This is a genomic window from Paenibacillus sp. UNC496MF (genome assembly GCF_900113915.1).
GTDB lineage: Bacteria > Bacillota > Bacilli > Paenibacillales > Paenibacillaceae > Paenibacillus_Z > Paenibacillus_Z artemisiicola.
The window spans coordinates 237,609-263,143 of sequence record NZ_FORE01000004.1 but is presented as its reverse complement, the minus strand read 5'-3'; the positions used below and the strand labels follow the sequence as shown (position 1 = coordinate 263,143).

21 protein-coding genes are annotated in these 25,535 nt (G+C 63.2%); 10 read left to right on the top strand and 11 right to left on the bottom strand.

Going from position 1 to position 25,535, the window contains the following annotated elements; genetic code table 11:
• Positions 1-375: 375 nt before the first annotated feature.
• The 8 genes from BMZ79_RS01185 to leuC all read right to left on the bottom strand — a co-directional run bounded on the left by BMZ79_RS01185 (position 376) and on the right by leuC (position 12,435).
• Positions 376-4,038, bottom strand: coding sequence for a dynamin family protein (locus BMZ79_RS01185; RefSeq protein ID WP_256252498.1), 3,663 nt, complete (start codon positions 4,036-4,038; stop codon positions 376-378).
• A gap of 58 nt (positions 4,039-4,096) precedes the next feature.
• Entirely contained in the window at positions 4,097-4,363 is a 267-nt protein-coding gene (locus BMZ79_RS01180; protein ID WP_090635853.1) for an NAD/NADP transhydrogenase alpha subunit, read from the bottom strand.
• Positions 4,364-4,404: 41 nt separating this feature from the next.
• Positions 4,405-5,055 carry an endonuclease III gene (gene nth, locus BMZ79_RS01175; RefSeq protein WP_090637039.1) on the bottom strand — a complete coding sequence of 217 codons (651 nt, stop codon included), beginning with the start codon at positions 5,053-5,055 and terminating at the stop codon, positions 4,405-4,407.
• A gap of 189 nt (positions 5,056-5,244) precedes the next feature.
• Positions 5,245-7,959, bottom strand: coding sequence for an S-layer homology domain-containing protein (locus BMZ79_RS01170; protein WP_090635851.1), 2,715 nt, complete (start codon positions 7,957-7,959; stop codon positions 5,245-5,247).
• A gap of 16 nt (positions 7,960-7,975) precedes the next feature.
• Positions 7,976-8,695 (bottom strand): GerMN domain-containing protein, encoded by a 720-nt coding sequence (locus BMZ79_RS01165; RefSeq protein WP_143088860.1) that lies wholly within the window; start codon positions 8,693-8,695, stop codon positions 7,976-7,978.
• A gap of 10 nt (positions 8,696-8,705) precedes the next feature.
• Entirely contained in the window at positions 8,706-10,202 is a 1,497-nt protein-coding gene (locus BMZ79_RS01160) for an N-acetylmuramoyl-L-alanine amidase (RefSeq protein ID WP_090635848.1), read from the bottom strand.
• Positions 10,203-10,392: 190 nt separating this feature from the next.
• On the bottom strand, positions 10,393-10,986 hold the full coding sequence (gene leuD / locus BMZ79_RS01155) for a 3-isopropylmalate dehydratase small subunit (RefSeq protein WP_090635846.1): 594 nt from the start codon (positions 10,984-10,986) through the stop codon (positions 10,393-10,395).
• A gap of 27 nt (positions 10,987-11,013) precedes the next feature.
• Positions 11,014-12,435 (bottom strand): 3-isopropylmalate dehydratase large subunit, encoded by a 1,422-nt coding sequence (gene leuC, locus BMZ79_RS01150; protein ID WP_090635844.1) that lies wholly within the window; start codon positions 12,433-12,435, stop codon positions 11,014-11,016.
• Between the two features lie 170 nt (positions 12,436-12,605).
• On the opposite strand from leuC, the gene BMZ79_RS01145 reads away from it, so the two are divergent.
• Complete coding sequence (locus tag BMZ79_RS01145; protein ID WP_090635843.1) at positions 12,606-13,508, top strand: LysR family transcriptional regulator; 903 nt, start codon at positions 12,606-12,608, stop codon at positions 13,506-13,508.
• A 47-nt stretch (positions 13,509-13,555) separates the two neighbouring features.
• Here the strand turns inward: BMZ79_RS01145 and BMZ79_RS01140 are convergent, their stop codons facing one another.
• Complete coding sequence (locus BMZ79_RS01140) at positions 13,556-14,353, bottom strand: carbon-nitrogen family hydrolase (RefSeq protein ID WP_090635841.1); 798 nt, start codon at positions 14,351-14,353, stop codon at positions 13,556-13,558.
• 155 nt (positions 14,354-14,508) lie between these two features.
• Here BMZ79_RS01140 and BMZ79_RS01135 point away from each other — a divergent pair, with 155 nt between their 5' ends.
• The 8 genes from BMZ79_RS01135 (at position 14,509) to mtnB (ending at position 22,863) form a co-directional block, all read left to right on the top strand.
• Positions 14,509-14,955 carry a hypothetical protein gene (locus BMZ79_RS01135; protein ID WP_090635840.1) on the top strand — a complete coding sequence of 149 codons (447 nt, stop codon included), beginning with the start codon at positions 14,509-14,511 and terminating at the stop codon, positions 14,953-14,955.
• Between the two features lie 85 nt (positions 14,956-15,040).
• A complete protein-coding gene (locus tag BMZ79_RS01130; RefSeq protein ID WP_090635838.1) occupies positions 15,041-16,231 on the top strand; it encodes a pyridoxal phosphate-dependent aminotransferase in 1,191 nt (396 codons plus the stop codon).
• A gap of 439 nt (positions 16,232-16,670) precedes the next feature.
• On the top strand, positions 16,671-17,786 hold the full coding sequence (gene proB / locus BMZ79_RS01125) for a glutamate 5-kinase (RefSeq protein ID WP_090635837.1): 1,116 nt from the start codon (positions 16,671-16,673) through the stop codon (positions 17,784-17,786).
• A gap of 53 nt (positions 17,787-17,839) precedes the next feature.
• Complete coding sequence (locus BMZ79_RS01120) at positions 17,840-19,087, top strand: glutamate-5-semialdehyde dehydrogenase (protein ID WP_090635835.1); 1,248 nt, start codon at positions 17,840-17,842, stop codon at positions 19,085-19,087.
• A gap of 328 nt (positions 19,088-19,415) precedes the next feature.
• Positions 19,416-20,297 carry a pyrroline-5-carboxylate reductase gene (proC, locus tag BMZ79_RS01115; protein WP_090635834.1) on the top strand — a complete coding sequence of 294 codons (882 nt, stop codon included), beginning with the start codon at positions 19,416-19,418 and terminating at the stop codon, positions 20,295-20,297.
• A complete protein-coding gene (locus tag BMZ79_RS01110; protein ID WP_090635832.1) occupies positions 20,294-21,523 on the top strand; it encodes a 2,3-diketo-5-methylthiopentyl-1-phosphate enolase in 1,230 nt (409 codons plus the stop codon). Before proC ends, BMZ79_RS01110 begins: the two co-directional genes overlap by 4 nt.
• A gap of 23 nt (positions 21,524-21,546) precedes the next feature.
• Positions 21,547-22,212 (top strand): 2-hydroxy-3-keto-5-methylthiopentenyl-1-phosphate phosphatase, encoded by a 666-nt coding sequence (locus BMZ79_RS01105; protein ID WP_090635831.1) that lies wholly within the window; start codon positions 21,547-21,549, stop codon positions 22,210-22,212.
• Positions 22,213-22,215: 3 nt separating this feature from the next.
• Positions 22,216-22,863 carry a methylthioribulose 1-phosphate dehydratase gene (mtnB, locus tag BMZ79_RS01100; RefSeq protein WP_090635829.1) on the top strand — a complete coding sequence of 216 codons (648 nt, stop codon included), beginning with the start codon at positions 22,216-22,218 and terminating at the stop codon, positions 22,861-22,863.
• Between the two features lie 74 nt (positions 22,864-22,937).
• Here the strand turns inward: mtnB and BMZ79_RS01095 are convergent, their stop codons facing one another.
• Positions 22,938-24,251 carry a DUF2515 family protein gene (locus BMZ79_RS01095; protein WP_090635828.1) on the bottom strand — a complete coding sequence of 438 codons (1,314 nt, stop codon included), beginning with the start codon at positions 24,249-24,251 and terminating at the stop codon, positions 22,938-22,940.
• Positions 24,252-24,411: 160 nt separating this feature from the next.
• Between BMZ79_RS01095 and BMZ79_RS01090 the strand changes: the two genes are divergently transcribed.
• Complete coding sequence (locus BMZ79_RS01090; RefSeq protein WP_090635826.1) at positions 24,412-25,092, top strand: SOS response-associated peptidase; 681 nt, start codon at positions 24,412-24,414, stop codon at positions 25,090-25,092.
• Positions 25,093-25,144: 52 nt separating this feature from the next.
• Here BMZ79_RS01090 and BMZ79_RS01085 read toward each other — a convergent pair whose 3' ends face one another.
• Positions 25,145-25,432 carry a stage VI sporulation protein F gene (locus tag BMZ79_RS01085; RefSeq protein ID WP_090635825.1) on the bottom strand — a complete coding sequence of 96 codons (288 nt, stop codon included), beginning with the start codon at positions 25,430-25,432 and terminating at the stop codon, positions 25,145-25,147.
• Between the last annotated feature and the right edge of the window lie 103 nt (positions 25,433-25,535).

The window sequence follows — 25,535 nt, the reverse complement described above, 5'->3', positions numbered from 1 at the left end:
GCATGATTGCGGCACGGCAAACAGGGTGCGGGGGCATATAAGTGACAATATTCGCTTCCGCTTCCATCTCGACCGAAAGTAAGGGGGGTTTCTTCGAAATCGTCGGAAATCATGGCAAATAGGGCCATATTCCTCCGTTTTTGCACATTTGCCTCCGTTTTTGCATGATTTATTTTTCACAACCTGTAAGGGCTTTCAAAAAAGCCCGCAACGGCGCGGCTTCCCGGCCTTTTCGCAGCCGGCCGCGCGGTCCGCGGACGAGCCTATTCCCGCCCGCGGCAAAAAAGCTTGCCGAACGCCTCGCGGAGGCGCCCGGCAAGCTTCTTCGGGTCGTATGCGATGATCGGGGATAAGGACGCTGCGCGAAGCAAGCGATTAGATCGCGAGCAGCTCCGCCTGCAGCCGCCGCAGCCCGGCGAGATCCGTGCCGCCGGTCAGCGAAGCCAGCTTGCCTTCGGCAAACGCCGCGATATCGTCCCGCAGCGCGGCGGCGCCGTCGGCGGCCGCCTGCCGCATGAAGCCGTCGTACCGGCCGCTCCATTCCTGCTCCGCTTCCTGGATCCAGGCCTGCAGCGGGGTCGCGAGCTCTTGCTCCAGCACGGCGCGCAGCGCGGCCTTCCCTTCGCCCTCGAAGAAATGCTTCGGCGATTTGAACTTGCCCCACAGCAGCTTCAGGTCGACGTCCGGCGCCGTCCAGGCCGGCCGCTCCTCCGGATCCGGCAGCTCCGCCGGCTTATACGGCGACGGCGCGAAGCCTTCCAGGCGGCCGGCGGCTTCTTCCGCCGCGTCCGCGTACAGCTTCGCCGCGAGCCGGTTGAGCGTATTGTCGAGCCGGAGCGACGTCGCCTCGAGCTCCTGGGCCAGTTCGATCTGCAGCAGCCGCTGCAGCTCCAGCCACGACGTCCACATCGCTTTCTTCAAGTCTCTGCCGTCGTCCTGCAGCGCGGCCGGGTTGAAGGCGAAATTGAAATGATCGCCGAATCGGAACTGCACCCGCTGCAGCACGTAGAAGAGCAGCTCCTTCAGCTCCTGCTGCAGCTGCGCGTGCGGCTTCGGCTCTGCCAGCGCGGCGGCGATCCGGAGCGCTTGCTCCTTGCTCGCGATCAGCGCTTCGCGGACGCGGGCGCGCGTCGCTTCGTCGCCGGACGCGGCCTCCAGCCAGTTCGCGATCGTCCGGCGGGCGCGTTCCAGCTCCTGCTCGGCCGAGGCGACGGCCAAGTTGCCGAGGTCGCCGCGCGTGAAGCCGAGGAACGCTTCCTCGAACGCGGCGATGCCGGATTCCTTGACCAGCCGGGCGACGCCGGTCCGCTTGCCGTCGAGCGCCTGCAGGCTCGAGACGGGGAACATCCGCGGGAAGCGGATGCCGTGCTGCTGCAGGTTGCGCTCGACATGCGCGAGCACGCCCTCCAGCTCCTCCCGGTTCGCGGCCAGGTCGGCGGCGTTGACGATGAAGAACATTTTATCGAGCTCGAATTGATCCTTCACGCGGCCGAGCTGCATCAGGAACTGCCGGTCGGCCTGCGAGAAGGCATGGTTGTAGTACGTCACGAACAAGATCGCGTCCGCGTTCTTGATGTAGTTGAACGCGACGCCCGTATGGCGCGCGTTGACGGAGTCGGCGCCCGGCGTGTCGACGAGCACGATGCCCTGCGCGGTCAGCGGATTCGCGTGATGCAGCTCGATCTCGCTGACGAAGCAGGAGCGCGATTCCTCCGCCACGTAGCGGCGGTAATCCTCGCCGGTCACGGCGAGCCGCTGCCCGAGCAGCGATTCGTGCTCGGCCCAGCCTTTGGCCGCCGCCTTCAGGAAGCTGTAATGCGGCCGCCCGCCGGCATGGACGCCGTCCGGGGACAGCTTCCGGATCGCCTGCAGCAGCCCCTCTTCGCTCAGCTTCGCGGTTTCTTCGCCGAGCAGGCCGAGCGAGTAGCGCAGATCGTCCAGCATGGCCTCGCGCGCTTTCATCACGACGCTGGCCGTGCCGTGCGGACGGTCCGCCGCCGGCGGCACGATCCGGTTGACCGCGGCGGTCGTCGGATTCGGCGAAACCGGCAGGACCGACTCGCCGAGCAGGGCGTTGGCGAGCGAAGACTTGCCCGCGCTGAACGCGCCGAACAGCGCGATCGTGAAGCGGCTGCTGCGCAGGCGCTCCGCCTTCTCGCGCATGCCGCCCACCGTCGCGGCCAGCGCCGGATGCGGCGCCAGCAGCGCGGCGGCCCGGCTCAGCCGCTCCGCCGCCTCGCGCTGTGGCGCGAGCGCCTCCGCGGCGGCGGGCACGGCCGCCGCCGCAGGCCCGGGCGCGCCCGCGGCGCGGCCCTGCGGCGCGGCCGCGCCGGCGCCTTCGGCCGCCCGCGACGCCGCCGTCGGCTCGGCGCCGAAGGCGCTGCGCGTGCCTCCTCCGGGCGCCTGCGGCTTCGGCAGCGCCGGGCGCGGCGGCGCCGGCGGCAGCAGCGCCGCCAGCCGCGCCAGGTGCGCGGCCGCGCGCGCGTCGAGCGCGGCCAGCTCCGCGAGCGCGCCGGCTTGCGAGCCGAGCTCGGCAAGCCGCGCGCGCAGCGGCGCGGCGGACGCTTCGCCCGCCGCCGCGGCCCGGTCGCCGAGCGCGTCGATCCACGCCAGCGCGCGCTTGCGGTACAAGCCCTTCACCGCGTCGGCGATCTCGCGCGCGTACGTCATCGTATACGCGCTGCCGAACGACGCGCCGGCATTCACGCGCGTAATCAGCAGGTCGGCGTCCCACAAGCCGTTCACGAACGACGCCAGCTCCGCTTCCAGCCCTTCGCCGCGCCAGCCGATGCCGTCCGCCGCGCGGCGGAACAGATCGAGGAGATGCCACTCGATGCCCGCCTGCACGAGCGCGTGGAAATCATGATAAAACGCCTGCAGCCGGCGTTCCTGCTCGGCCGCCGTCTTGGCGCCTGCGAACAGCAGGCCCGTCTTGAAGCCCGGTTTGCGGCTCTCGAGGAACGATTGCGCGAGATCGCGCGTCGCCGCCGGCATGATGTTCGCGTTGTCCAGCAGGCTCTGCACGTCCAGCCGCAGCCGGGTCCGCAGGCCGCCCGCTTCGTCTTCGATGCCCCGAAGCCGCGATTCCAGCTCCGCGATCTCCGCGCGGACGCGCTCCGCCTCGGCTTCGCCGCCGGCTTGCGCCAGCAGCCGTTCGCGCTCCGCCTCCGACGCTTCCTCCATCGCCTTGCCGTGCAGACGCACGACGTGCCGCGCGGAGGCGTCGACGCTGCAGACGTTCAGCGGCCCGCGCAGCTCGGCGAGCGACTCGAACAGCGCCAGCAGCGACGCCCATTCGGAGTGCGGGTGGTTCGGCTCGCGCAACGACAAATAAACGATGCCGCTCGGTTCCAAATGCCAGTTCCCGAACGCTTCGTCCACGCTTTGCCGATAGGCTTCGAACGTCAGCTCGCTTTCGCGGTGCTTGTCGATCTGGTTCACGATCAGGTACAGCGGCTTGCCCCATTCCTTCAGCTGCTTCGCGAACGTGAAATTGATTTCCGACTGCACGTGATTGTAGTCCATGACGTAAAAAACGACGTCCGCCAAATGAAGCGCCGATTCGGTCGCCATCCGGTGCGCGTCGTCCGTCGAGTCGATGCCCGGCGTGTCCAGCAGCACCGTATGGCCGCCGAGCCGGGGAATGGGGTAAGACAGGGAAACGGATAGCACCGTCTCGCCGTCTTTGCAGTACTCGTTTACGTCTTGGATCGGCACGTCCAGCGTCGTTTCTTGCCCGCCGACGAGCTTGCGGATCGTCGCCTTCGCTTCCCCGTTCAGGATGCGGACGACGTTCGCGCTCGTCGGAATCGGGCTCGAAGGCAGCAGCTCCGTGCCGCAAATCCGGTTGACCAGCGTCGATTTCCCCGCGGAGAAGTGGCCGCAGAACGCAATGGTCAGCCGGCCGTCGTCCAGCTTCGACCGCAACTCCAGCATCCGCTTCGCGTCGCCTTCGTCTCCGGCCTCCGCCATCGGCGACGCCATGTTCCCCAGCGCGGTTTCCATGGCGAGCGCCGTTTTTTCCATCGTATGGCTCATGTTTCTCTCTCCCTGTCTGCTCCCCGTCTTACGCGTTCCCTTCCGTTCGCGGCCCTAGTTAGACCAGCTGAACGGCCGGCAGGCAAATTTCGAATACGTCGCCGTGCTGCAAAATCGTCACGCCGCGTTCCTTCTCCTTCATGACGACGCATTCCGGCTTCAGCCTCATACGTTCAATATATTGCTCCGGCACGTCGCCCGCTCCGCTGACCGTCACGCCTTCCAATACGATTTCTTCGTTTTCGGCCGGCGGCGCTTCCATGATCTGTTCGTAAATGTCGGAAAACAACGCAAAGTCTTTCGTGTACACGGAAATGCATTTCATCGTTTATCATCCTTCTTGTTATGGGGTGGGTGGAAAAGCGTTTAGCTCTTAGCCTTTCGGATTGGAGCGGGTTTCATACGTTGTTTGCCTTCTTTGCAAATTTCTAGCAACGGGCATACCGGGCACTGCGGGTTTTGCGCCTTGCAGTGGTACCGGCCGAAAAAGATCAAGCGGTGATGGGTTTCCGTCCACAGCTCGCGCGGCACGAGATGCATCAGCTTCTTCTCCACCTCGAGCACGCTGTCGTCCGGCTTCGCGAAGCCGAGCCGCTTGGAGACGCGTTCGACGTGGGTGTCGACCGCGATCGCCGGCACGCCGAACGCGTTGGAGACGACGACGTTCGCCGTCTTGCGCCCGACGCCGGGCAGCTTCGTCAGCGCCTCGTGCTCCCGCGGCACCTCGCCGCCGTAGTCGTCGATCAGGATGCGGCTCAGCTTCTGGATGAACTGCGCCTTGTTGCGGTACAGGCCGATTCGCTTTATATCTTGTTCCAGCTCGTCCAGGGGGACGGCCAGATAATCCGCAGGCGTCCGGTACTTCTGAAACAGCGTCGCCGTGACTTTATTCACGGTTTCGTCGGTGCACTGCGCCGAAAGCAGCACGGCGATGGTCAATTCGAACGGATTGCCGTGATGAAGCTCGCAATGCGCGTCCGGGAACATCTCGCCGATGACCGCGAGCACGTGTGCCATTTTCTCTTTCGCCTTCAACTAACGCTCAACTCCTAATAGAACCATCGCTTCAAAGTGTAGCGAAAATTGTCGCTTTAATCAACCGCCAGACCGGGCGAATCGGGAAAGTTTTCGCGGTTTTCACAGAATTGATAGAAAAAAATTTGCCCCGGCGAAACGCCGGGACAAATCGTTCTACCTGCGCGGCTATTAAACCTTCGCGATTTCGACCAGCGTATCGCGGTAGAAATAGAGCACGATGGCATCGCCGTCGGTCAGCTGGCTCAGGCTGATCGCCGCGCCGTTCTGCGTGACTTTGGCCGAAGCCGGCACCGCGTACGTATAGGCATCCGTCAAGTTTTCCCGTTTGACGGACAATACGCGCGCGCTCGCGTCGTACTTCCAGAATTTCTTCGCGATGCCGCTGTTAACGGTAATGGACAAACGATCCTTTGCGTCGAGCTTGACTTCGACCCGGTCGCCCGGGGTCAGCACCGATGCGGAGCTGCCGGTCGCGCCGTTCTTGACGACGGTATACGCGGAGCCGAGCGGCACCGTCACCGTATTGCCGTTGTAATCGGTCACCGTCACCTTGTCGGCCGCGACCGAGGCTACCCGGCCGACCGTAACGTTCAATGCTTTAAAGGAAGAAACCGTCTGTCCCATGAAGTAAAGGTTGCCTACCTGCCCGGCGGCCAGGCTGCCGAGGGCCAGGCTGTCGCCCTTCTCGTTCGTCAGCGTCAGCGCCGATGCGGCGTAGTCCGCGACCGTGCCGTCGGCGTTTTTGAATTTCGCCCGCTTGCCTACGAGATCGACGGAATAGACTTCGACCTGCTTGGCGGTTTGGACTTGAAGCGTCGATACTTTGTCTTGATTCGCGTTCAGCAGCGCGGTCACCGTATCGCCTGCCTTCACGTCGCTCAGCGTCGCGGAGGTTTTGCCCGAGATTTCGACGTAGTACGGGTAGTCTAGCGCTACCGTCACCGGAACGCCGTTCTGCAGCAGCGTAATCGAGTTGTTGTTCGTATTGATCGCCGTCACCGTGCCCGTATATTTGTAGACGAACTGAATGAAGACGGCTTTGTTCTCGGTATAACCGAGCGTAATTTTCTTGCCCTTGGCCAGCAAGGACGTCGCCGCGCTCAGTTGGAGCGTCGATCCGTTCATGTCCAGCTTCGTCTTGTCGCTCAAGTACACGGACACCAGATTGTTGCTCGTGTCCCGGACGGTCAGCGCCTTCAGGTCGGCGTCGTAGCTGAGGACGGTCGCGCCAGGCAGCGTATTGACTTTGCGGTTGACGACTTTGATGGCCGATACCTGCCCGTTGTCGTTCAACGTAATGTCGAGCACGTCGCCTTTCACCAGGTCGGAGATCGTCGTGCCGGTCAGCCCGTCGATGGAGACGTCGGCCGACGGACTAACGAATTTCGCTTCCAGCGATTGCTGCGCGGTACCCGCGTTCATGACGTATTGAATCGTGCTGCCGTCGCTGCTCGCGGAATTGAACTCGCCCCGCACTACTTTCGAAGACGTTTGGGTGATCGTGATTTTCGTCACGACGGAATTTTTTACTTCGTACGAGACGGCATCGCCTACGCGAAGCTGCGACAAGCCGCCGTCCAAGATCTGCCCCTGCCATACGACGTCCGCCTGCGGAGACACGCTGTACATGACCGTTGTTTTCGTCGCGCTGTCGGCGATCGTGACCGTTGGCGGCGTCGTTTGCACGGCTTCGACCTTGCCGCTGCCCGCCGTGTTCACCGGCGCCGACTGTACGGTAATCGATACCGCGATCGGTTTCGCCCGGTATGTATCGCGCGCGACGACGATATTGCTGTCTTTCGTCAGCGACGTAACCGGAATGGCCTTCCCCGTGCCGTCGGCGACTTTCGTGGCGCTGCTGTAATTGACGGCGATCGGCTCGTCGTCGACCCACATCCACAGCTTGCTTTCGCTCGTCACCAGCCGATCGAACGTGCCCGTCAGGTTCTCGACCTGCTGCTTGTCGTCCAGCTGCTCGACGTACAGCGCCTTGCCGCCGCTCGCGACGACGAGTACGTTCGTGTTCGGCTGCAGCTGGTCGAGCGTCGCCGCTTTCTCGGAATCGACCCGGTAGACGTACGTATCGGCGCCGAGCGCGACGGAGATCTCTTTACCGTCCTGATAGAGCTTGAGCGAAGCGCTGTCCGCGCCCGTCAGCACCGCCGTGAACTGCCCGGCGTACGCCACCGGATACTGCGCTTCGGCGCGGCTGAACATCGTCGCGATCGCCGCGCGCGTAATGCTGCCCTTCGGATCGAATTTATCGACCGCGACGCCTTTGATCAGCTGAAGTTGAACCGCCGCGTTGACGTAGCCGGCATAGCCGGCTCCGACTTGATTGCCGTCCTTGAACGAGATCGGCGCGGTCGCAAGCCCCTTCGCCGCCTCTTCCTTGCCGATCGCTTTGACGAGCAGCTTCGTGATCCATTCGCGGGACGCCTTCTTGGTGCCCCAGGCCGTTGCCGGATCCGCGTCGGCCAGCTTGAACTCTTCGTCGCGGTTCAGCAGCCCTTGTTGAAACGCGAGGATAATATAAGGCTTGAAATAAGTGCTGACGTTGAAGTTCTCCGGAAAAACGACCGCTTCGTCCGCCTTCACTTCGCTTTCCTTGCCGATGAACCGGATCGCGAGCGCGACCGCTTCCTGCTGGCTGATGTTGTCGTTCGGCTTGAACGCGCCGTTGGTTCCCTTGACGATTCCTTGGCTGGCAAGCTTCGCGATGTGCTTCTCGGCCCAATGTCCGGCCGGCACGTCGCTGAATTTCGTCGTCGCGACCGCCGCGTCCGCGTGCACCGATGCGGCGCCCGCCGCCGTAAAGCCCGTGAGCAGCGAGAATACCATGAACGACGAGACGAGCTTGACCCATTTTTTTTGCTGCGGCATATCTCCGTGCTCCCCTTTATTGTTTTTTGATCGGATGTTCCAGATCTTCGTGTCCCATCAGGCTTTCGACCGCTTCGCCGTCGACGAGGATGTTCAAGGACGTCACGCCTTCGAATTGAAAATACGTTTGCGCGATGGCGGAGACGGCCAGCTGTTCGCCCGGCGCCCCGAGTCTCGCTTCGACGGGAATATGCACGTCGAGCGTCACTTCGCCGCCGTCCTGCTTCGCGCTCAGCAGCTCGACGTTCTTCCAGAGGGAGGCCTCGCCTTTGTCGCTGTCCTTGCGGAGCGCAGCGAACGCCGCCGTAAGCTTCTCCTTGTCGTCGGCGTATTCGATCTTGGCCTTTTGCGCGTGCAGATCGAGCATTTGGTCGTCCGTGTAATAGACGGAAATGTCCGCCTGCTTCTTCTCGACCGCCGCGTCGGCCGGCTCCGTGGCGCCGCCGGCATTGCCCGCGCTTCCCGTCGCCGCGTTGCCCGCGCTTCCCGTCGCCGCGTTGCCCGCGCCGTTCGCGTCCGGGGCGTTTCCGGCATTCGCGGCGCCGCCGTCGTCGTTCGCGCCTCCGTTATCGGCCGTCCCGCCGGCATTGCCGCCGCCCTCCGTCGCCGCTTGATTCTGGTTGCTTGTCCCGCCGTTCTGGAGCGGCTGCTCCTTGCTGCCGCAGGCGCTGAGGGATGCGATCGTGGCAGCCGCTATGAATGCCAGCAAAATCGTCTTCGTCATCTGTCGCTTCATCTGCATCCTCCTAGCCGATCTTCAAATATTCTTTGATGCCCGCCACGATTTCCTTGGCGATCTGGTCCTGCTTCGCGCTGTTGTACAGCACGGCGCTGTCCGTGCTGTTCGACAGGTAGCCCGCCTCGAGCAGAACCGCCGGCATCGTCGTTTCCCGGATGACGTGATAGTTGCCCGTGCGGACGCCGCGGTCCTTCAAGCCGGTTCCCGCGACGAGATGCTTGTGCATCACTTTCGCGAGCGCGAGGCTGTCCGAACGCCAGTAATACGTTTCGGAGCCGCTCGCGGTTCCCGACGTCGCCATATTCGCATGGAACGAGACGAAAACGTCCGCGGGCAGCTTGTTCGCGTAATTCGCCCGGTCGGCCAGCTCGACGAACGTGTCGTCCGAGCGGGTCAGGTACGGTTTGATCTTCGGCTCCTGGTCGAGCAGCGCCTTCACCTTCAGCGTGACCGCCAGGTTGTACTCCTTCTCCTTGCGTCCGTTCACGCTCGAGGCGCCCGGGTCTTTGCCGCCATGGCCGGCATCCAGCACGACCTTGAATACGCCTTTGTCGGGCGTGTTGCCCGGAGGCGTCACCGGCGGATCGACGGCCGGGCCGGTCTGCTCGAGCACGTCGATGCGCACGACGTGATCTTCGTTCGTGACCTTGAAGTTCGTCGGCGCGGACAGATCCAGCACGACGCGGATCGTCGACGGCTTGTCCGAATAATACGAATACCGGACCTTCTGCAGCGTCGGATGGGAATCGATCAGCAGCTCCCCGAGCTTGGTGCCGTTCGTCGACGGCAGGAAGCCCGGCGTGAAGTACGGGTCGAAGTTCATGTACGGCAAATCGACGACGATCCGCTCCGTGTTATGGAGCACCTGCGTCTTGACGCCGTCGAAATCGCCTTCGTACGGCAAATAAATGCTGCCGAGGCCGTCGTACGTAATGGATTTGAGAAGCGCCTTCTCGTCGGTGGACGGGATGGTCGTGCCGCCGCCGGTTCCGGGATCCGTGCCGGGTTGGCCCGAACCGTCGGTTCCGTCGCCGGGCGCCGAATTGCCGCCGCCGTCCGGATCGGCCGGAGGAGGCGTGTCCACGAGTTTTGAGTACATATGTACGGAGCGGGTCTCGGCATCCCAATACACATCTAAACCGAACTGCTCGCCTACGAAACGGAGAGGGACGTACGTCAAGTTCGACGAAATCATCGCCGGCGCGTCAAGCGCGACTTCCCGGTCGTTGACGACGGCCGTCTTGCTGCCGATCGTCAGGACGACGAGGGTGCTGCCGTTCGAAATCGTCGCGTTCGGCGATTTCCAGTCGACGTCGTAGCCGAGCCCTTCGGTCACGGTACGAATCGGAACGAAGATCCGGGAGTTCACGTTCTTCGGTTCCGCGCTGCTCGACAGTTGTTTGCCATTCAGATAAAGCTTCGGTGCTTCCGCTGCTCCCGCAAGAACCGGAAACAATGTGATGAGAAACGACAACAGCAAAACAGCGGTTACAATCTTCTTCATCTTTCACCTCAGTGACTGTTTTTTCGCCTTGAAGCAGCTCGTACAAGACGATGCTTACAGACGTACATTAGACGCGGCTTGTCAGAAAAAGTTGCGTTTTTAGGAAAAATGTAGCTAAAGAAAACGACAATAGAAAAACCCCGGCAAAAATGCCGGGGTTTTCCGGTGGCGAAACGCCGCGAGGGGCCGCTTAGTACGCGACGCGGCTGGCTTCGTAGGCGGCGATTTTGTCTTCGTGCTGCAGCGTGAGGCCGATGTCGTCCAGGCCGAGCAGCAGGAATTGGCGGCGGTGCTCGTCAAGGTCGAACGGAATGCTCAGGCCTTGGTCGTCGGTGATCGTTTTGGTCTCAAGGTCGACCGACAGCTTGTAGCCTTCCGTCTTCGCCGTGCGTTGGAACAGCTCTTCCACCTGCTCCTCGCTCAGCTTGATCGGCAGGATGCCGTTCTTGAAGCAGTTGTTGTAGAAGATGTCCGCGAACGACGGCGCGATGACGACCTTGAACCCGTAGTCGAGGATCGCCCAAGGCGCGTGCTCGCGGGAAGATCCGCAGCCGAAGTTGGCGCGGGACAGCAGCACTTCGCCGCCCTTGTAGCGCGGCTGGTTCAGGCTGAACGACTCGATGACGTTGCCCTTCTCGTCCCAGCGCCATTCGAAGAACAGGAATTGGCCGAAGCCGCTGCGCTCGATGCGCTTCAGGAATTGTTTCGGAATAATGGCGTCCGTGTCGACGTTCACCCGGTCCACCGGAACGGCGATCCCCGTCAGTTGTTTGAATGCTTCCATGTTGGTTGGCTCCTCTCTCGTTCCCCGTTAGTTCAGCACTTCGGACTTGATTTTCCAGTCGCGGACGTCCGTGAATTTGCCCGTGATCGCGGCTGCCGCGGCCATGGCCGGCGATACGAGGTGCGTGCGCCCGCCGCGGCCTTGACGGCCCTCGAAGTTGCGGTTGGACGTCGACGCGCAGCGTTGGCCCGGCTCAAGCACGTCGGGATTCATCGCGAGGCACATGGAGCAGCCGGCGTCGCGCCATTCGAAGCCCGCTTCGGTGAACACTTTGTCGAGGCCTTCCTTCTCGGCCTGCAGTTTGACGCGTCCGGAGCCCGGCACGACGATCGCCGTGACGCGGTCGCTCACTTGGTAACCGCGCGCGATCTCGGCGGCGGCGCGCAGGTCTTCGATCCGGCCGTTCGTGCAGGAACCGATGAAGACGTAGTCGATGCCGATCTCGCTCATCGGCGTGCCCGGCGTCAGGCCCATGTATTCCAGCGCCTTCTCGGCCGCTTTGCGTTCGTTCTCCGTCGGCAGCTCGGCCGGAACCGGCACGCTCTTCGTGATGTCGGTGCCCATGCCCGGACTCGTGCCCCAGGTCACTTGCGGGATCAGCGAATCGACGTCGAATTCGAGCACTTTATCGAACGCCGCGCCTTCGTCGGTCGCCAGCTCTTTCCACGCGGCGACGGCGCGGTCGAACGCTTCGCCCTGCGGCGCGTGCTCGCGGCCCTTCAGGTAGTTGAACGTCGTTTCGTCCGGCGCGATCAGACCCGCGCGGGCGCCGGCTTCGATCGACATGTTGCAGACGGTCATGCGCTCTTCCATCGACAGCGAACGGATCGCTTCGCCCGTGTATTCCATGACGTAGCCCGTACCGAAGTCGGTGCCGTATTTCGCGATGACGCCGAGGATCAAGTCCTTCGCCGTAACGCCCGGCTTGCGGCTGCCGACGAAGCGGATTTCCATCGTTTTCGCCTTGGATTGCTGCAGGCATTGCGTGGCCAGCACGTGCTCGACTTCGGACGTGCCGATGCCGAACGCCAGCGCGCCGAACGCGCCGTGCGTGGACGTGTGGCTGTCGCCGCAGACGATCGTTTTGCCCGGATGCGTCAGGCCGAGCTCGGGACCCATGACGTGCACGACGCCTTGGTCGATCGAGTCGAGGTCGTACAGCGTGACGCCGAAATCCTTGCAGTTTTGCGTCAGCGTATCGATCTGCTGCTTGGAGATCGGGTCGGAAATGTTGTAGCGGTCCTTCGTCGGCACGTTGTGGTCCATCGTCGCGAACGTCAGGTCGGGACGGCGAACCTGGCGGCCCGTCATGCGGAGGCCTTCGAAGGCTTGCGGAGACGTTACTTCGTGCACGAGGTGCAGGTCGATATAAATAACGCTCGGCTTGCCGGCTTCGGCATGAATGACGTGGTTATCCCAAATTTTCTCAAACATCGTTCTCTTCGTCATTGAACTCACCTCATCGTAGTCTCATAAGTGCGGTTGCGCTGTCTATGAAATCCATGCAGTCATCATAGCATTTCTTTCTTCATTGATCCAAGATATAATATCTATAAAAGCAATAGGTACGGCCTATGACGATCGTAACGGAAATCGCCCGGGAAAGGAAGTGCTTTTACTTGGAACTTCGCCAGCTCCAGTACGTCATTCAAATCGCCAAGGAGAAAAACTTTTCGCGCGCCGCCGAGAAGCTGCACATCGCGCAGCCGTCCCTCAGCCAGCAGCTGTCCAAGCTGGAGAAGGAAATCGGCGTCCTCCTCTTCCGGCGGACGACCAATTCCGTCGAGCTGACGCATGCCGGGGCCGTCTTCGTGGAGAAGGCGGAGGGCATCCTCGACAACGTCGAGCAGCTGAAGCAGGAGCTGGACGATCTCGCGCACATGCGCAAAGGCAAGCTCGTCGTGGGCTGCCTCTCGATTACCGGCTCCCACGTCCTCCCCATCGTCCTGCCGATCTTCAACCGCCGCTTTCCCGAGATCGAGGTGGTGCTCGTGGAAGACACGCCGTCCAAGCTGGAGCAGCTGACGGCCAGCGGCCAGACCGATCTCAGCCTCCTAGCGCTGCCGCTGCACGAGCCGTCGCTGGAATGGGTGCCGATCATCGAGGAGGAAATCATATTGGCCGTCCCCCCCGGCCACGCGCTGGCGAACCGGACGACGCCGGTCCGCGTCGACGAGCTGCGCGCGGAGCCGTTCATCGTTCTGAAGAAGGGCCAAGGCTTCCGCCAAATCGTACTGGAAACGTGCGAGCGGGCCGGCTTCGAGCCGCGCGTCGTGTTCGAGAGCACGAACATCGAGACCGTGCAGTCGCTCGTGGCCGCGGGCATGGGCATCACGTTCGTCCCGAAGATGCTGATCCGGGCGGCCGAAGGCGAGCTGGCGCCGGCCTATCTGTCGTTCGACGCGCCGAAGCCGACGCGGACGCTCGTCATCGCGAGCCGAAAAGGCCGCTATCTGTCGAGAGCGGCCGAAGCGTTCATCGCCACGCTGAACGTGACCGCCGAAGAGCATTTCGGCTCCTGACCGGCGGCCGAACGTCGTACCGCGCGCCGTTACCCTTGCCGGATTAACTAATACATCGACGGCCTGCGGTCCTCGAACACCGGGATCTTCGCGCGCACCGCTTCGACGAGCGCGGGATCGATTACGCCGCGCAGGATCGTCTCCGCTTCTCCGGCTTCGGCGACGATCTCGCCCCACGGGTCGATGATCATGGAATGGCCGAAGAACGTCGTGTCGCCGCTCGCGCCGCAGCGGTTGCAGGCGACGACGTACATCTGGTTCTCGATGGCCCTCGCCGTGAGCAGCGTCCGCCAATGGTGAAGCCGCGGATTCGGCCACTGCGCCGGCACGAACAGCGCCTTCGCGCCGCCCAAGGCCAGCTTGCGCGCGAGCTCCGGAAACCGGAGATCGTAGCAGATCATCATGCCGGCTTGAACCGCGCCTGCGTTCAGCGTGCCGGGCCGGTCGCCCGCCTGCAAATACTTCTCCTCGTCCATCAGCCGGAACAAGTGGATTTTGGAATACGCATCCGTCAGCTCGCCCCGTTCGTCGAAAACGTAGGTCGTATTGTACACGCCGTCCGCGCGCTTCTCCGCGATCGACCCGCCGAGGATCCGCACGCCATGCGTTTTCGCGAACGCGGACAACAGCCCCTTCGCGCGTTCTCCGCCTTGGTCCGCGATGTCTTCGATTCGCTCCAGCGCATAGCCCGTGTTCCACATCTCGGGCAGCACGATCAACTCCGGCTTCGTCTCCCCGCCGACCGCTTCCTCCAGCTTGCGCGCGACGCGTTCGAAGTTCGCGTCCGGCTCGCCCGCGTCCACGTGCATTTGCACCAGCGCCACCTTCAATTTCGTACCGTTCATTGCCATTGCCTCCCGTTTCCCATGCCTGCCGCGCGGCCGCGCCGCTATTCGGCTTCCGCGCAGTTTTTACCTAATCATAACGTCTCATGCTTCGCTGTCAAGATGGGCACCGTAACAACGAAACGAAATCCATGATCGCCAAAGGAGCCCTTGTCATGAAAATACGAAGCCTGAAAATCGTCGCCGCATTCGGCCTTTTGCTTTGTTTGGTATTCCCCCTGTCCGCCTTCGCGAACGCCGCGGACCATCACATGCCGGACCAGCGTCCCGTCCAGGCGTTCGACGTCGTCGCCGGCAAAGTCGTCAAGACGGTGCCGAACGGACCCGAGTTCCAAGGCTATGCCAAATCGTGGCTGAAAGGCGTCACCGGCTTGTCGCCGAAGCTGCAGGCCGAAGACAAATGCGGGTACGTCTTCCGCATTCCGCTCGACGAACCGACCGCGGTCAAAGCCGGCTCGGAGCAGATCACGACGCAGGACGTCTTCTTGTTCTACTGCCCGAAAAAACCGCAGCTGCTGCTTATTTTCGACGAGAACCGCAAGCCTTATTTGCTGAAATTCAAAGCGAACGTCAAGCCGTTCCTGAAGGCGATGGATCTGTAGCGCGCGGCGCGCCGGACCGCCGATGCTCGACACTTATTCGATCCGTATGCTACATTAAAGCATAGAATAAGGGTGGAGGAGAAAGATGGAACGCACACAACCATTTCAAATCGCGCCGGCAACCCGGATGACCGGTCTGCCGGCTCAATTTTTTGCCGCGCTCGTCGGCAAGGCGAACGCGCAGGCCGCCAAAGGGCGCGACGTCATCAATTTGGGCCAGGGCAATCCCGATCGCCCGACGCCGCCGCATATCGTGGAGGCGCTGCGGGAAGCCGCGCCGAACCCGCTGTACCACAAGTATCCGCCGTTCAGCGGCTTTCCGTTCTTGAAGCAGGCCGTCGCCCAGCGTTATAAAGAAGACTACGGCGTCGACCTCGATCCCGAGAAGGAAGTCGCGATTCTCTTCGGCGGCAAAACCGGCTTGATCGAGATCAGCCAGTGCCTGCTGAACCCGGGCGACGTCTGCCTCGTGCCGGATCCCGGTTATCCGGATTACTGGTCCGGCGTCGCGCTGGCCGGAGGCGTCATGGAGTACATGCCGCTCTTGGAAGGCAACGGCTTCCTGCCGGATTACGCCGCGATTCCGGCCGGCGTCGCGGACAAAGCGAAACTGATGTTCATTAATTATCCGAACAATCCGACCGGCGCGACCGCGGGTTCGGATTTCTACGCGAGCACCGTCGAATTCGCCGCGAAGCACGGCATCGTCGTCGCGAGCGATTTCGCTTACGGGGCGATCGGCTTCGACGGCAAAGCGCCGGTGAGCTTCCTGCAGACGCCGGGCGCCAAGGAAGTCGGCATCGAATTCTACACGCTGTCGAAGACGTACAACATGGCCGGATGGCGCGTCGGCTTCGCCCTCGGCAATCCGGAAGTGGTCTCGCTGATCAATTTGATTCAAGACCATTATTACTGCAGCCTGTTCGGCGGCATCCAAGCCGCCGCCGCCGCGGCGCTGACCGGTCCGCAGCAGTGCGTGACGGAGCTCACGGCCGCGTACGAAAGCCGCCGCGAAGCGCTGTTCGCCGCCATGGACGAGATCGGCTGGGAAAGCCGCAAGCCGAGCGGTTCGTTCTTCTGCTGGCTTCCGGTGCCGAAAGGCTTCACGTCGGCGTCGTTCGCGGACCGCGTCCTCGAGCAGGCCGACGTCGTCCTCGCGCCGGGCGTCGGCTTTGGCACGCACGGCGAAGGCTACGTGCGGCTCGGGCTGCTCGCCTCCGAGGACCGGCTGGCGGAAGCGATCCACCGGATCGGCAAGCTGGGCTTATTCGGCTGATGGCGCCGTAACCAATCGCAATTGCCTGAACGAGCGTTCGGGCGATTTTTTTATGCCAAGCCCGCAGCCGCGGGCTCCCGATCGCTTTACAGGTCGGCGGCTCACATGGTATGCTAGCTTTAATTTCACACGAGCAACGTCTTGACGGGGCTAAGTATGCAATCCGCGACGCGACCAGAGAGTAAATTCGCTTGCTGCGAGAATTTACCGCGCCTGCTGCAGAAACCCACCCCTGAACGGCCGGCGACGAGTCGGACAGCGGCCTGCTGTTATCAGGTCTTCAAGCCGAACGGCTCCCTTCCAGTCCGCTGGAACGGAGAGGCCGTTAATTAAAGGTGGTACCGCGGAAGTCGAACTTTCGTCCTTTGTCATTGCAGAGGGCGGGAGTTTTTTTGTTTTACCGCATCGCAGTCCATTCATGGGAAAGGTTTGAGCGCACATGACAGAGACGATCGTCGTCAAAATCGGCAGCAGCTCGCTGACGTCCGAGGAAGGCGGCCTCAACCGCGAACGCATCGCGTTCTTCGCGCGCGAGCTCGCGGCGCTGCACGAATCCGGCCGGCAGGTGCTGCTCGTGACGTCCGGCGCCGTGGCGGCCGGCTTCCGCAAGATCGGCTACGCGGCGAGGCCGAAGATCGTGCACGAGAAGCAGGCGGCCGCGGCCGTCGGGCAGGCGCTGCTCATGCAGGCCTATCAAGAGGCGTTCGCTTCGTACGGCGCGGACGGCGGGATCGGCGTGGCGCAAATATTGCTCACGCGCGCCGACTTCTCCAACCGCCGGCGGATCCAGAACGCGCAATTGACCATCGAAGAGCTGCTCAAGCAGCGCATGGTGCCGATCATCAACGAGAACGACACGGTCGCCACGGACGAACTCAAGTTCGGCGACAACGACACGCTTTCGGCGTTGGTCGGCAACATGGTCAAGGCGAAACGGCTGGTCATCATCACGGACATGGACGGCCTTTACACCGAGGACCCGCGGAAAAATCCCGCCGCGCGCCGCATCGAACGGGTCGACCAGATCTCGGACGACATCCTGAGCATTGCCGGCGGCGCGGGCTCGTCCGTCGGCACGGGCGGCATGCGGTCCAAAATCGAGGCCGCCCGCATCGCGATGCGCGGGGGCATTCCCGCCTTCATCGGCCGCGTCGTCGAACCGGGCGACCTGATGCTCGCCGTCGACGGCAACGGGCGCGGGACGTATTTCGATACGAGCCTGCATAATCTGCCGATGAAGAAGCAGTGGCTCGGGTTCCATTCCATGCCGCAGGGACGCATCCTGGTGGACGAAGGCGCCGAACGGGCGCTGCTCCTCGGGGGCAAGAGCCTTCTCCCCGCCGGCATCCGGGCGATCGAGGGCGACTTTCATCCGGGCGACGTCGTCGAGGTCTGCAATCTGCGGGGCGAGACGCTCGGACGCGGCGTCGTCAATTACGCCGCCTGGCAGGCGCAGGCGGCCGCGGGCCTCAGCTCCGAGGAAGTGCGCAGGCGGGTCGAGGTCGTCCGCATGGAAGTCATTCACCGGGACGAATGGGTCACGCTGAAAGCCTAAAATGACCGGTATCGCGACGAATTGGAATAGTTAAGCGAAAGAAGGGGCAAACGATGAGCGAAGTACGCGAGAAAGCCGCGCTGGCCAAACAGGCCGCGCAAATCATGAACCGCCTGACGACGGCGCAAAAGAACGAAGCGCTTCTCGCCATGGCGGACGCGCTGCTAGCGGAACAGGACGCGATCATCGCGGCGAACGCGCTCGATCTCGAGCGCGGCCGCGGGAACGGTACGAGCGATTCGCTGCTCGACCGCCTGAAATTGACGCCGGCGCGCGTCGCAGGCATCGCCGAAGGATTGCGCCAAGTGGAATCGCTGGCCGATCCGGTCGGCCTGACGCTGGAATCGTTCCAGCGCCCGAACGGCCTGCTGGTCGAGAAAATTTCCGTGCCGCTCGGCGTCATCGGCATGATCTACGAAGCCCGGCCGAACGTGACGGTGGACGCGGCAGCCTTATGCCTCAAGACCGGCAACGCCGTCGTTCTCCGCGGCGGCTCCGCCGCGCTGGAATCCAACCGCCGGATCGTGGGCGTCCTCCGGGGCGCGCTGGCCGGAACGGCGCTTCCGCCGGACGCGCTGCAACTCGTCGAGGATCCTTCCCGCGCGTCGGTCGACGAGATGCTGAAGCTGAACGGCCTGCTCGACGTCGTCATTCCGCGCGGCGGCGCGGCGCTGATCCGCAACGTCGTCGATAACGCGACGGTGCCGGTCATCGAGACCGGCGCGGGCATCTGCCATACGTTCGTCGACGCGAGCGCCGCGTACGAGATGGCGGCCGACATCGCCTTCAACGCCAAGGTGCAGCGTCCGTCCGTCTGCAACTCCATGGAGACGCTCCTGGTCCACGAAGATTTCGCGGAGAAGCACCTGCGGGCGCTGGCGGACCGTTTCCGGTCCGCGAACGTGGAGCTTCGCGGCTGCGAGCGGACGCGCGCGCTCGTGCCGGAAGCCGCTGCGGCGACCGACGCGGATTACGCCACGGAGTATAACGACTACATCATGAACATTCGCGTCGTCGACGGGCTCGAGCAGGCGCTTACGCACATCGCCCGCTTCGGCACGATGCATTCCGAATGCATCGTCACCGAAGACGAGGCGAACGCCGCGGCGTTCATGCAGCGCGTCGATGCGGCGGCGGTCTACCACAACGCGTCGACCCGGTTCACCGACGGCTTCGAATTCGGCTACGGCGCCGAAATCGGCATCAGCACGCAGAAGCTCCACGCGCGCGGCCCGATGGGCCTGCCCGCGCTGACGTCCACCAAATTCCGCGTCTACGGCAGCGGGCAAATTAGGAACTAAAGCAGATTGGTTTGCGTGCAAAGCGCGAGCTTTGCATGCAGCATTCTGCATGAAAGCAGATTGGTTTGCGTGCAAAGCGCGAGCTTTGCATGCAGCATTCTGCATGAAAGCGGATTGGTTTGCGTGCAAAGCGCGAGCTTTGCATGCAGCATTCTGCATGAAAGCGGATTGGTTTGCGCGCAAAGCGCGAGCTTTGCATGCAGCATTCTGCATGAAAGCAGATTGGTTTGCGTGCAGCGCCATACGTTGCATGCAGCGTTCCGACCCGGATTGATTCCATGCAGAGCATGCGGCGGTCCGCTTACTTGAAGGAGGTTTTACCGCAATCATGACGACACTATCCTCTTCCGGCATCGCGCCGGACATTCAAACGATGAACCTATGCTTCTACGGCGCGGGCTCCATGGCCGAGGCGCTCGTGCGCGGCGTGCTGGACCGCGGGCTGACCGAGCCGTCCCGCATCGGCATGATGAACCGGCAAAACGCCGAGCGCATGCGCGAGCTGTCCGACCGGTACGGCATTACCGGCGCCGTCGGCGACGCCGCTAAAGAAACGATGCTCCGCGAAGCCGACATCGTCTTCTTGGCCATGAAACCGAAGGACGCCGCCGACGCGATCCGCGGCGTGCGCGACCTGCTTCATCCCGGCCAGCTCGTCGTCTCGCTCATCGCGGGCATGACGATCGCGACGCTCGAGACGCTGCTCGGCAAGCCGATGCCGATCGCCCGGACGATGCCGAACACGTCCAGCACGATCGGGCTAGGCGCGACGGGCCTCAGCTTTTCGGCTTCGGCGACCGACGCGCAGCGGCGGCTGACCGACGCGATGTTCCAGGCCGTCGGCCTCACCGCTATGGTGGAAGAGCCGCTGCTGGAAGTCGTAACGGGGCTGTCCGGCAGCGGACCGGCCTATATCTACTACATGATGGAAGCGATGATCGCCGCCGGCGCCAAGCTCGGCTTGACCCCGGAAGCCGCGCGCGAGCTGACGGTCCAGACCGTACTAGGCGCCGCCCACATGGTAAAAGCTACGGGTGAAGATCCGGCCGAGCTGCGCCGCAAGGTGACCTCGCCGAACGGCTCGACGCAGGCGGCCATCGAGAAATTCGACGCCTACCGGTTCACGGAGGCGGTCGAGGCCGCAGTCGCCCGTTCGGCCGAGCGCGCCGTCGAAATGGGAGCCGAAATCGAAAGGAATGCGAAATCATGAGCCAAGCGTACTGCACAGCGACGTATCGCTGCTACGACGATAAAGCCGATTTTCAAAAGAAAGCGCTCGGCATCGCCGTCGGCCTGACCGTCGGCAGCTGGACCGACCTGCCGGAAGCGCGCAAAGCCGAGATGGAGAAGCATCTGGGCCGCGTCGTGTCCGTAACGGAGCATGGCGGCTCGGAACCGGGCACCCGTTACGCGGACATCGTCATCGCCTACCCGGACGTCAATTTCAGCCGCGACCTGCCCGCCCTGCTCGTCACCGTGTTCGGCAAGCTGTCCATGGACGGGCGCATCAAGCTGCTCGACCTAGGATTTTCGTCCGACTTCCTGTCCGCGTTCCCGGGGCCGAAGTTCGGCATGGACGGCGTCCGCGAGCAACTCGGGGTCAAGGAGCGTCCGCTTCTGATGAGCATTTTCAAATCCGTCATCGGCCACGACCTGCCGAACCTGCGCGAGCAATTTTATAAGCAGGCGCTCGGCGGGGTCGACCTGATCAAGGACGACGAAATTTTGTTCGAGAACCCGCTGACTCCCCTCCGGAAGCGCGTCGAGGCGTGCATGGAGGCGGCCCGCCAGGCGGAAGCCGAGACCGGCCAGAAGCTGCTCTACGCGGTGAACCTCACCGGTCCGACGTCGAAACTGGCCTCGCAAGCGAAGCTCGCGATCGCCTCCGGCGCCAACGCCCTGCTCTTCAACGTGCTGGCGTACGGCTTCGACGTTCTGCACGAGCTGAGCGCCGATCCGGAGATTAACGTGCCGATCGCCGCGCATCCGGCGATGGCGGGCGCGTTCTATCCGTCGCCGCATTACGGCATCGCGGCGCCGCTGCTGCTCGGCAAGCTCATGCGGCTCGCCGGCGCGGACCTGGCGCTCTTCCCGTCCCCCTACGGCTCCGTCGTCATGCCGCGGGAAGAGAACCTGGCCGTGCAGGCCGCCCTGCTCGATCCGGCCCTGCCGGTACGGACGAGCTTCCCGGTGCCGTCCGCGGGCATTCATCCCGGCCTCGTGCCGCTCATTCTGCGCGACTTCGGCACCGACGTCGTCGTCAACGCCGGCGGCGGCATCCACGGCCATCCGATGGGCACGGCCGCCGGCGGACAGGCGTTCCGCCAGGCCATCGACGCGACGCTTCGCGGCGAGTCCCTGCCGGAGGCAGCCGCGCAGCCGGGCAGCGAGGCGCTTCGCGCGGCGATCGACAGCTGGGGCCACAAGCACCCATGACGATGAACGAAGGAGCGGCGACCATGACCAAGCAGCGCGTCATCTTTTGCGATTTTGACGGCACCATCACCGAGAACGACAACATCGTGGCGATCATCCGCCACTTCAACCCGCCGGGCTGGGAAGCGATCGTGAACGCGATCGTCAGCCAAGCGAAGTCCATCAAGCAGGGCGTCGGCGAGCTGTTTCGCCTGCTTCCGTCTTCCATGAAGCGCGAGGTCGTCGACTACGCGATTTCGAACGCGCGCATTCGGGCGGGGTTCGCCGACTTGCTGCGGTACTGCAAGGACAACGGCATCGACTTTTACGTGACGAGCGGCGGCATCGATTTCTTCGTCTATCCGCTGCTCGCGCCGTTCGGCATCCCGGAAGACCATATCTATTGCAACGGCAGCGACTTCAGCGGAGCGTCCATCGAGATCACCTGGCCGCATCCTTGCGGTCCGGATTGCGCGACGGAATGCGGCATGTGCAAGAAGACGATCATTAACCGTTTCCCGGCCGACCGGTACGAGCGCATCCTGATCGGCGACAGCGTCACCGATTTCGAAGGCGCGAAGCTCGTGGACACCGTCTTCGCCCGCTCCCACCTGACGCAGAAATGCGCGGAGCTCGGACTGCCGTGCCACGAATACGAGACGTTCCACGACGTCATCGATCAATTGAAGCTGCAGGAGGCGACACGTTAACCGATGTCCTTTGCATCCCTTTCCCTCGAAACGAAACAACGGGCGCTCGCCGAGCTGACCGACGTGAAGCGCCTCTTCGCGGACCGCGGCTGGTTCCCCGGCACGAGCGGCAACCTGTCCGTCCGCGTCGGCGATATCGCGCCGGACGACTTTCACTTCGCCATCACGGCGAGCGGCAAGGACAAGTCCTTGTCGACGCCGGAGGACTTCCTCTTCGTCGACCGCGAAGGCAAGCCGAGCGAGACGACGGGCCTGAAGCCGTCCGCCGAGACGCTCATCCACTGCGAGATTTACCGGCAAACGGGCTGCGGCGCGATTTTCCACGTCCATACGGTGTTCAACAACCTCGTCTCCGAGCTGTTCTGGGAACGCAAATCGATTCCCGTCGACGGCGTGGAGCTGATCAAAGCGTTCAACATCTGGGACGAGGAAGCGCATATCGAGATTCCGATCGTCTCGAACTACGCCCATATTCCGAGCATCGTGCCGGAAGTGACGGAGCGGCTCGACAAGCGCATTCCGGGCATCATGCTGCGCAAGCACGGCATCTACGCCTGGGGCGCCAACGCCTTCGAGGCGAAACGCCATCTCGAGGCGTTCGAATTCCTCTTCGAGTACGTTTACCGCTGGGAGCTGCTGCACCGCCGTTAACCGTACGGACCGGGCGCGTCCCGTCCCCGAGCAAGCCCAAAAAGGCGATAAGCCGGCTGACCGATCAGCCGCGCTTATCGCCTTTTGCCGTTCCCGCCGAACCGCTGCTTCGCCTGCACGGCCAGCTCCAGCTTATTGAATGCCATGCAGTGCTCGAACGTAATCTCGAAGATAGCCGGCAGCGGCAGCTCCTCGAAGTAAGCCGCGACGGCCTCCGGGTCCTGCAGCCAGTCGCTCCGCTCCGGAATGGCGACCGGCACGTTCGGCCACGCGGCGGCCAGCTCGGGGCTGAGCAGCTTCTTCGCGCCTTGAATCAGGCTGCAGCCCGCCAGCCGTTCTTCGTACGCGGCGTCCCAGTCGAACGCCTCGCGCTCCTTCGCGAACAGATGCGGCGCGTAATCCGCGCGGGAGCCCGTATGATGAACGCCGCGCACGAACGCGAGCACGCCCTGCATCACCTCCGGCACGCGCAGGAGGATCGCGTAGAGCCGCTTGCCGAATTCGATCCGCTCGTACAGGCTGCCGAACTGCTCCAGCACCAAGCCGGCCAGCTGCATCTCGCCCCCGGCGTCGAGCGGGGAGCCGTACGGCAGGACGACCGTGTTCGTCTGCAGCGGGATCTGCATCAGGAACGGCAGCCGTTTCGTCACGTGCGACTTGAAGTAATCGCTCTGCACGAGCGGCGCCTCGATGACGTGCTGTTCGTTCACGATGAGCGCGGTCGTCAGCAGCACGGGATCGCGGCGCTCCCAATAGTGCGCCCAGACGGGCGGCATGAAGCGCGACACGCCGAAAGCCGGCAGGAGCGGCGACAAGTCCCGTCCTTCCTTGCGGGATGCCTCGTACAGCAGCAGCTGCGGGTAGGCGTCGTGGAAGATAAGCGCGTTGATCCGCTCCAGCAGGATGAACGTATGCAGCCGGCTCTCCTCGTCCAGCAGCTCCGGCAGCAGCTCGCCCTGCAAATCCGTCATGTTCCAGCCGCCGTTGCGGGAGACGACGTGCGCGAGCAGCGCCCAGTGCAGCTCCGGCATGCGGTGATATACCGCGCGGTAGGCTTCGGTCCGCGTCACGTTATTGACGTTGGCGAGCTCGGTTTCGTGCCGGATCCGATGAATAAGCGCGCGCTCCTCGTCCGATAAGCCGTCCCCTCCCGCGCCTTCCGCCTGCGGCTGCGAGCCGGAGGAATCCGCGGCGGCGCGGGCCAGCGCGGCGAACAGCTCTTCCGCCGACTCCCGGCGAATGACGGCCGGCAGCGCGTGCGCCGCCAAGTCGTGCGAGACGGCGCGCGCGTCCCGCTTATGCGCCGCGTAATCGCGGACGAGCCGCAGCGCGTGCAGCAGCCATCCGAACAGCGACGGCTTGCCGCGGCGCGGCCGATGTTGAGTCATCGCCGTTCGTCCTCCTTCCTTTACATCCGTTCTCCCGTATCTCTGTTCTGCCGCATCCGTTGTGGATTAGTATGGGCTGCTCCACGCTCGCTTAGCCGTTGTAGTATACTATAGCTATGCAAAGACGTGCCGTTTCGGTACGGGAGGAGGCTTAAGCGCCATGTGCGGACGCTATACGATTACCGTTACGCTCGAGGAGCTGCTGCTCCATTACTGGATCTCCGACTCGAACGCGCCTTACCAGCAGCCGAAATACAACGTCGCGCCGGGCCAAATGGTGCTCGCGGTCATCCACGACGGCGAGAAGAACCGGCTCGGCGAGCTGAAATGGGGCCTCGTCCCTTCCTGGGCCGAAACGACGAAGCTGGCCGCCAAAATGATCAACGCCCGTTCCGAAACGGTCTGGGAGAAGCCGGCGTTCCGCAAGCTGATGGAGCGCAAGCGCTGCGTCATTCCGGCCGACGGCTTCTACGAATGGCGGCAGGAGGAAGGGCGCAAGCAGCCGATGCGCATCGTCCGTCGCGACCGGAAGCTGTTCAGCATGGCCGGCCTCTACGACACTTGGATATCCCCGGACGGCGTCAAGCTGAGCACCTGCACGGTGCTGACGACGGCGCCCAACGAGCTCATGGAGCCGATCCATAACCGCATGCCGGTCATCCTGCGGCCCGAAGACGAGGCAACGTGGTTGGACCGCTCCGAACGCGACAACGCGACGCTGAACCGCCTGCTGCGCCCGTTCCCGTCCGAGCTGCTGGAGGCCTATCCGGTCGGCGCGCAGGTGGGCAGCGTCGCGAAGGACGACGAGAGCTGCATCGCCCCGCTTGCGTCGAACGGCTGACCCGAACCCGATTCCGGGCGCCGAACCGAAAAAAACCGCCGACCCCGAAGGATCAGCGGAACATCGCCCAAAGGCGGATCAAGTGCAGCGTATTGTTCGGATCGATCTTCTGCGCGAGGACGAACGCGATGATCTGCTCCTCCTGCTGCTCCGTCAAGTTTTCCTGCATGATGCCGGCTGCCGTGCGGACAAGCTTCCGCACCTTCGCGCGGTCCTGCAAATCGTATTTGTTCACGCCGTTCATCAGCATTTTGATCCGGTCCTTGATGACCGGATTTTTCATTTTGAATTTGATGCGTTCGACCAGCTCCGGGCGTATGCCGAATTTCGCGTAACTCATGTCCGGTTATAGCACCTCCGTCCAGCTTCAAGAAGCCCTCCCCCGCGAGCAAGGCGCGGCTGACCTCCGAAAACCTCGTATAGATGTACTATATGCCGGCGGG

What these genes read in the sequence shown, in the direction of transcription:
- BMZ79_RS01185 (WP_256252498.1), bottom strand. Translation starts at nt 4,038, where the DNA reads ATGAGCCATACGATGGAAAAAACGGCGCTCGCCATGGAAACCGCGCTG.
- BMZ79_RS01180 (WP_090635853.1), bottom strand. Translation starts at nt 4,363, where the DNA reads ATGAAATGCATTTCCGTGTACACGAAAGACTTTGCGTTGTTTTCCGAC.
- nth (WP_090637039.1), bottom strand. Translation starts at nt 5,055, where the DNA reads ATGGCACACGTGCTCGCGGTCATCGGCGAGATGTTCCCGGACGCGCAT.
- BMZ79_RS01170 (WP_090635851.1), bottom strand. Translation starts at nt 7,959, where the DNA reads ATGCCGCAGCAAAAAAAATGGGTCAAGCTCGTCTCGTCGTTCATGGTA.
- BMZ79_RS01165 (WP_143088860.1), bottom strand. Translation starts at nt 8,695, where the DNA reads ATGAAGCGACAGATGACGAAGACGATTTTGCTGGCATTCATAGCGGCT.
- BMZ79_RS01160 (WP_090635848.1), bottom strand. Translation starts at nt 10,202, where the DNA reads ATGAAGAAGATTGTAACCGCTGTTTTGCTGTTGTCGTTTCTCATCACA.
- leuD (WP_090635846.1), bottom strand. Translation starts at nt 10,986, where the DNA reads ATGGAAGCATTCAAACAACTGACGGGGATCGCCGTTCCGGTGGACCGG.
- leuC (WP_090635844.1), bottom strand. Translation starts at nt 12,435, where the DNA reads ATGACGAAGAGAACGATGTTTGAGAAAATTTGGGATAACCACGTCATT.
- BMZ79_RS01140 (WP_090635841.1), bottom strand. Translation starts at nt 14,353, where the DNA reads ATGAACGGTACGAAATTGAAGGTGGCGCTGGTGCAAATGCACGTGGAC.
- BMZ79_RS01135 (WP_090635840.1), top strand. Translation starts at nt 14,509, where the DNA reads ATGAAAATACGAAGCCTGAAAATCGTCGCCGCATTCGGCCTTTTGCTT.
- BMZ79_RS01130 (WP_090635838.1), top strand. Translation starts at nt 15,041, where the DNA reads ATGGAACGCACACAACCATTTCAAATCGCGCCGGCAACCCGGATGACC.
- proB (WP_090635837.1), top strand. Translation starts at nt 16,671, where the DNA reads ATGACAGAGACGATCGTCGTCAAAATCGGCAGCAGCTCGCTGACGTCC.
- BMZ79_RS01120 (WP_090635835.1), top strand. Translation starts at nt 17,840, where the DNA reads ATGAGCGAAGTACGCGAGAAAGCCGCGCTGGCCAAACAGGCCGCGCAA.
- proC (WP_090635834.1), top strand. Translation starts at nt 19,416, where the DNA reads ATGACGACACTATCCTCTTCCGGCATCGCGCCGGACATTCAAACGATG.
- BMZ79_RS01110 (WP_090635832.1), top strand. Translation starts at nt 20,294, where the DNA reads ATGAGCCAAGCGTACTGCACAGCGACGTATCGCTGCTACGACGATAAA.
- BMZ79_RS01105 (WP_090635831.1), top strand. Translation starts at nt 21,547, where the DNA reads ATGACCAAGCAGCGCGTCATCTTTTGCGATTTTGACGGCACCATCACC.
- mtnB (WP_090635829.1), top strand. Translation starts at nt 22,216, where the DNA reads ATGTCCTTTGCATCCCTTTCCCTCGAAACGAAACAACGGGCGCTCGCC.
- BMZ79_RS01095 (WP_090635828.1), bottom strand. Translation starts at nt 24,251, where the DNA reads ATGACTCAACATCGGCCGCGCCGCGGCAAGCCGTCGCTGTTCGGATGG.
- BMZ79_RS01090 (WP_090635826.1), top strand. Translation starts at nt 24,412, where the DNA reads ATGTGCGGACGCTATACGATTACCGTTACGCTCGAGGAGCTGCTGCTC.
- BMZ79_RS01085 (WP_090635825.1), bottom strand. Translation starts at nt 25,432, where the DNA reads ATGAGTTACGCGAAATTCGGCATACGCCCGGAGCTGGTCGAACGCATC.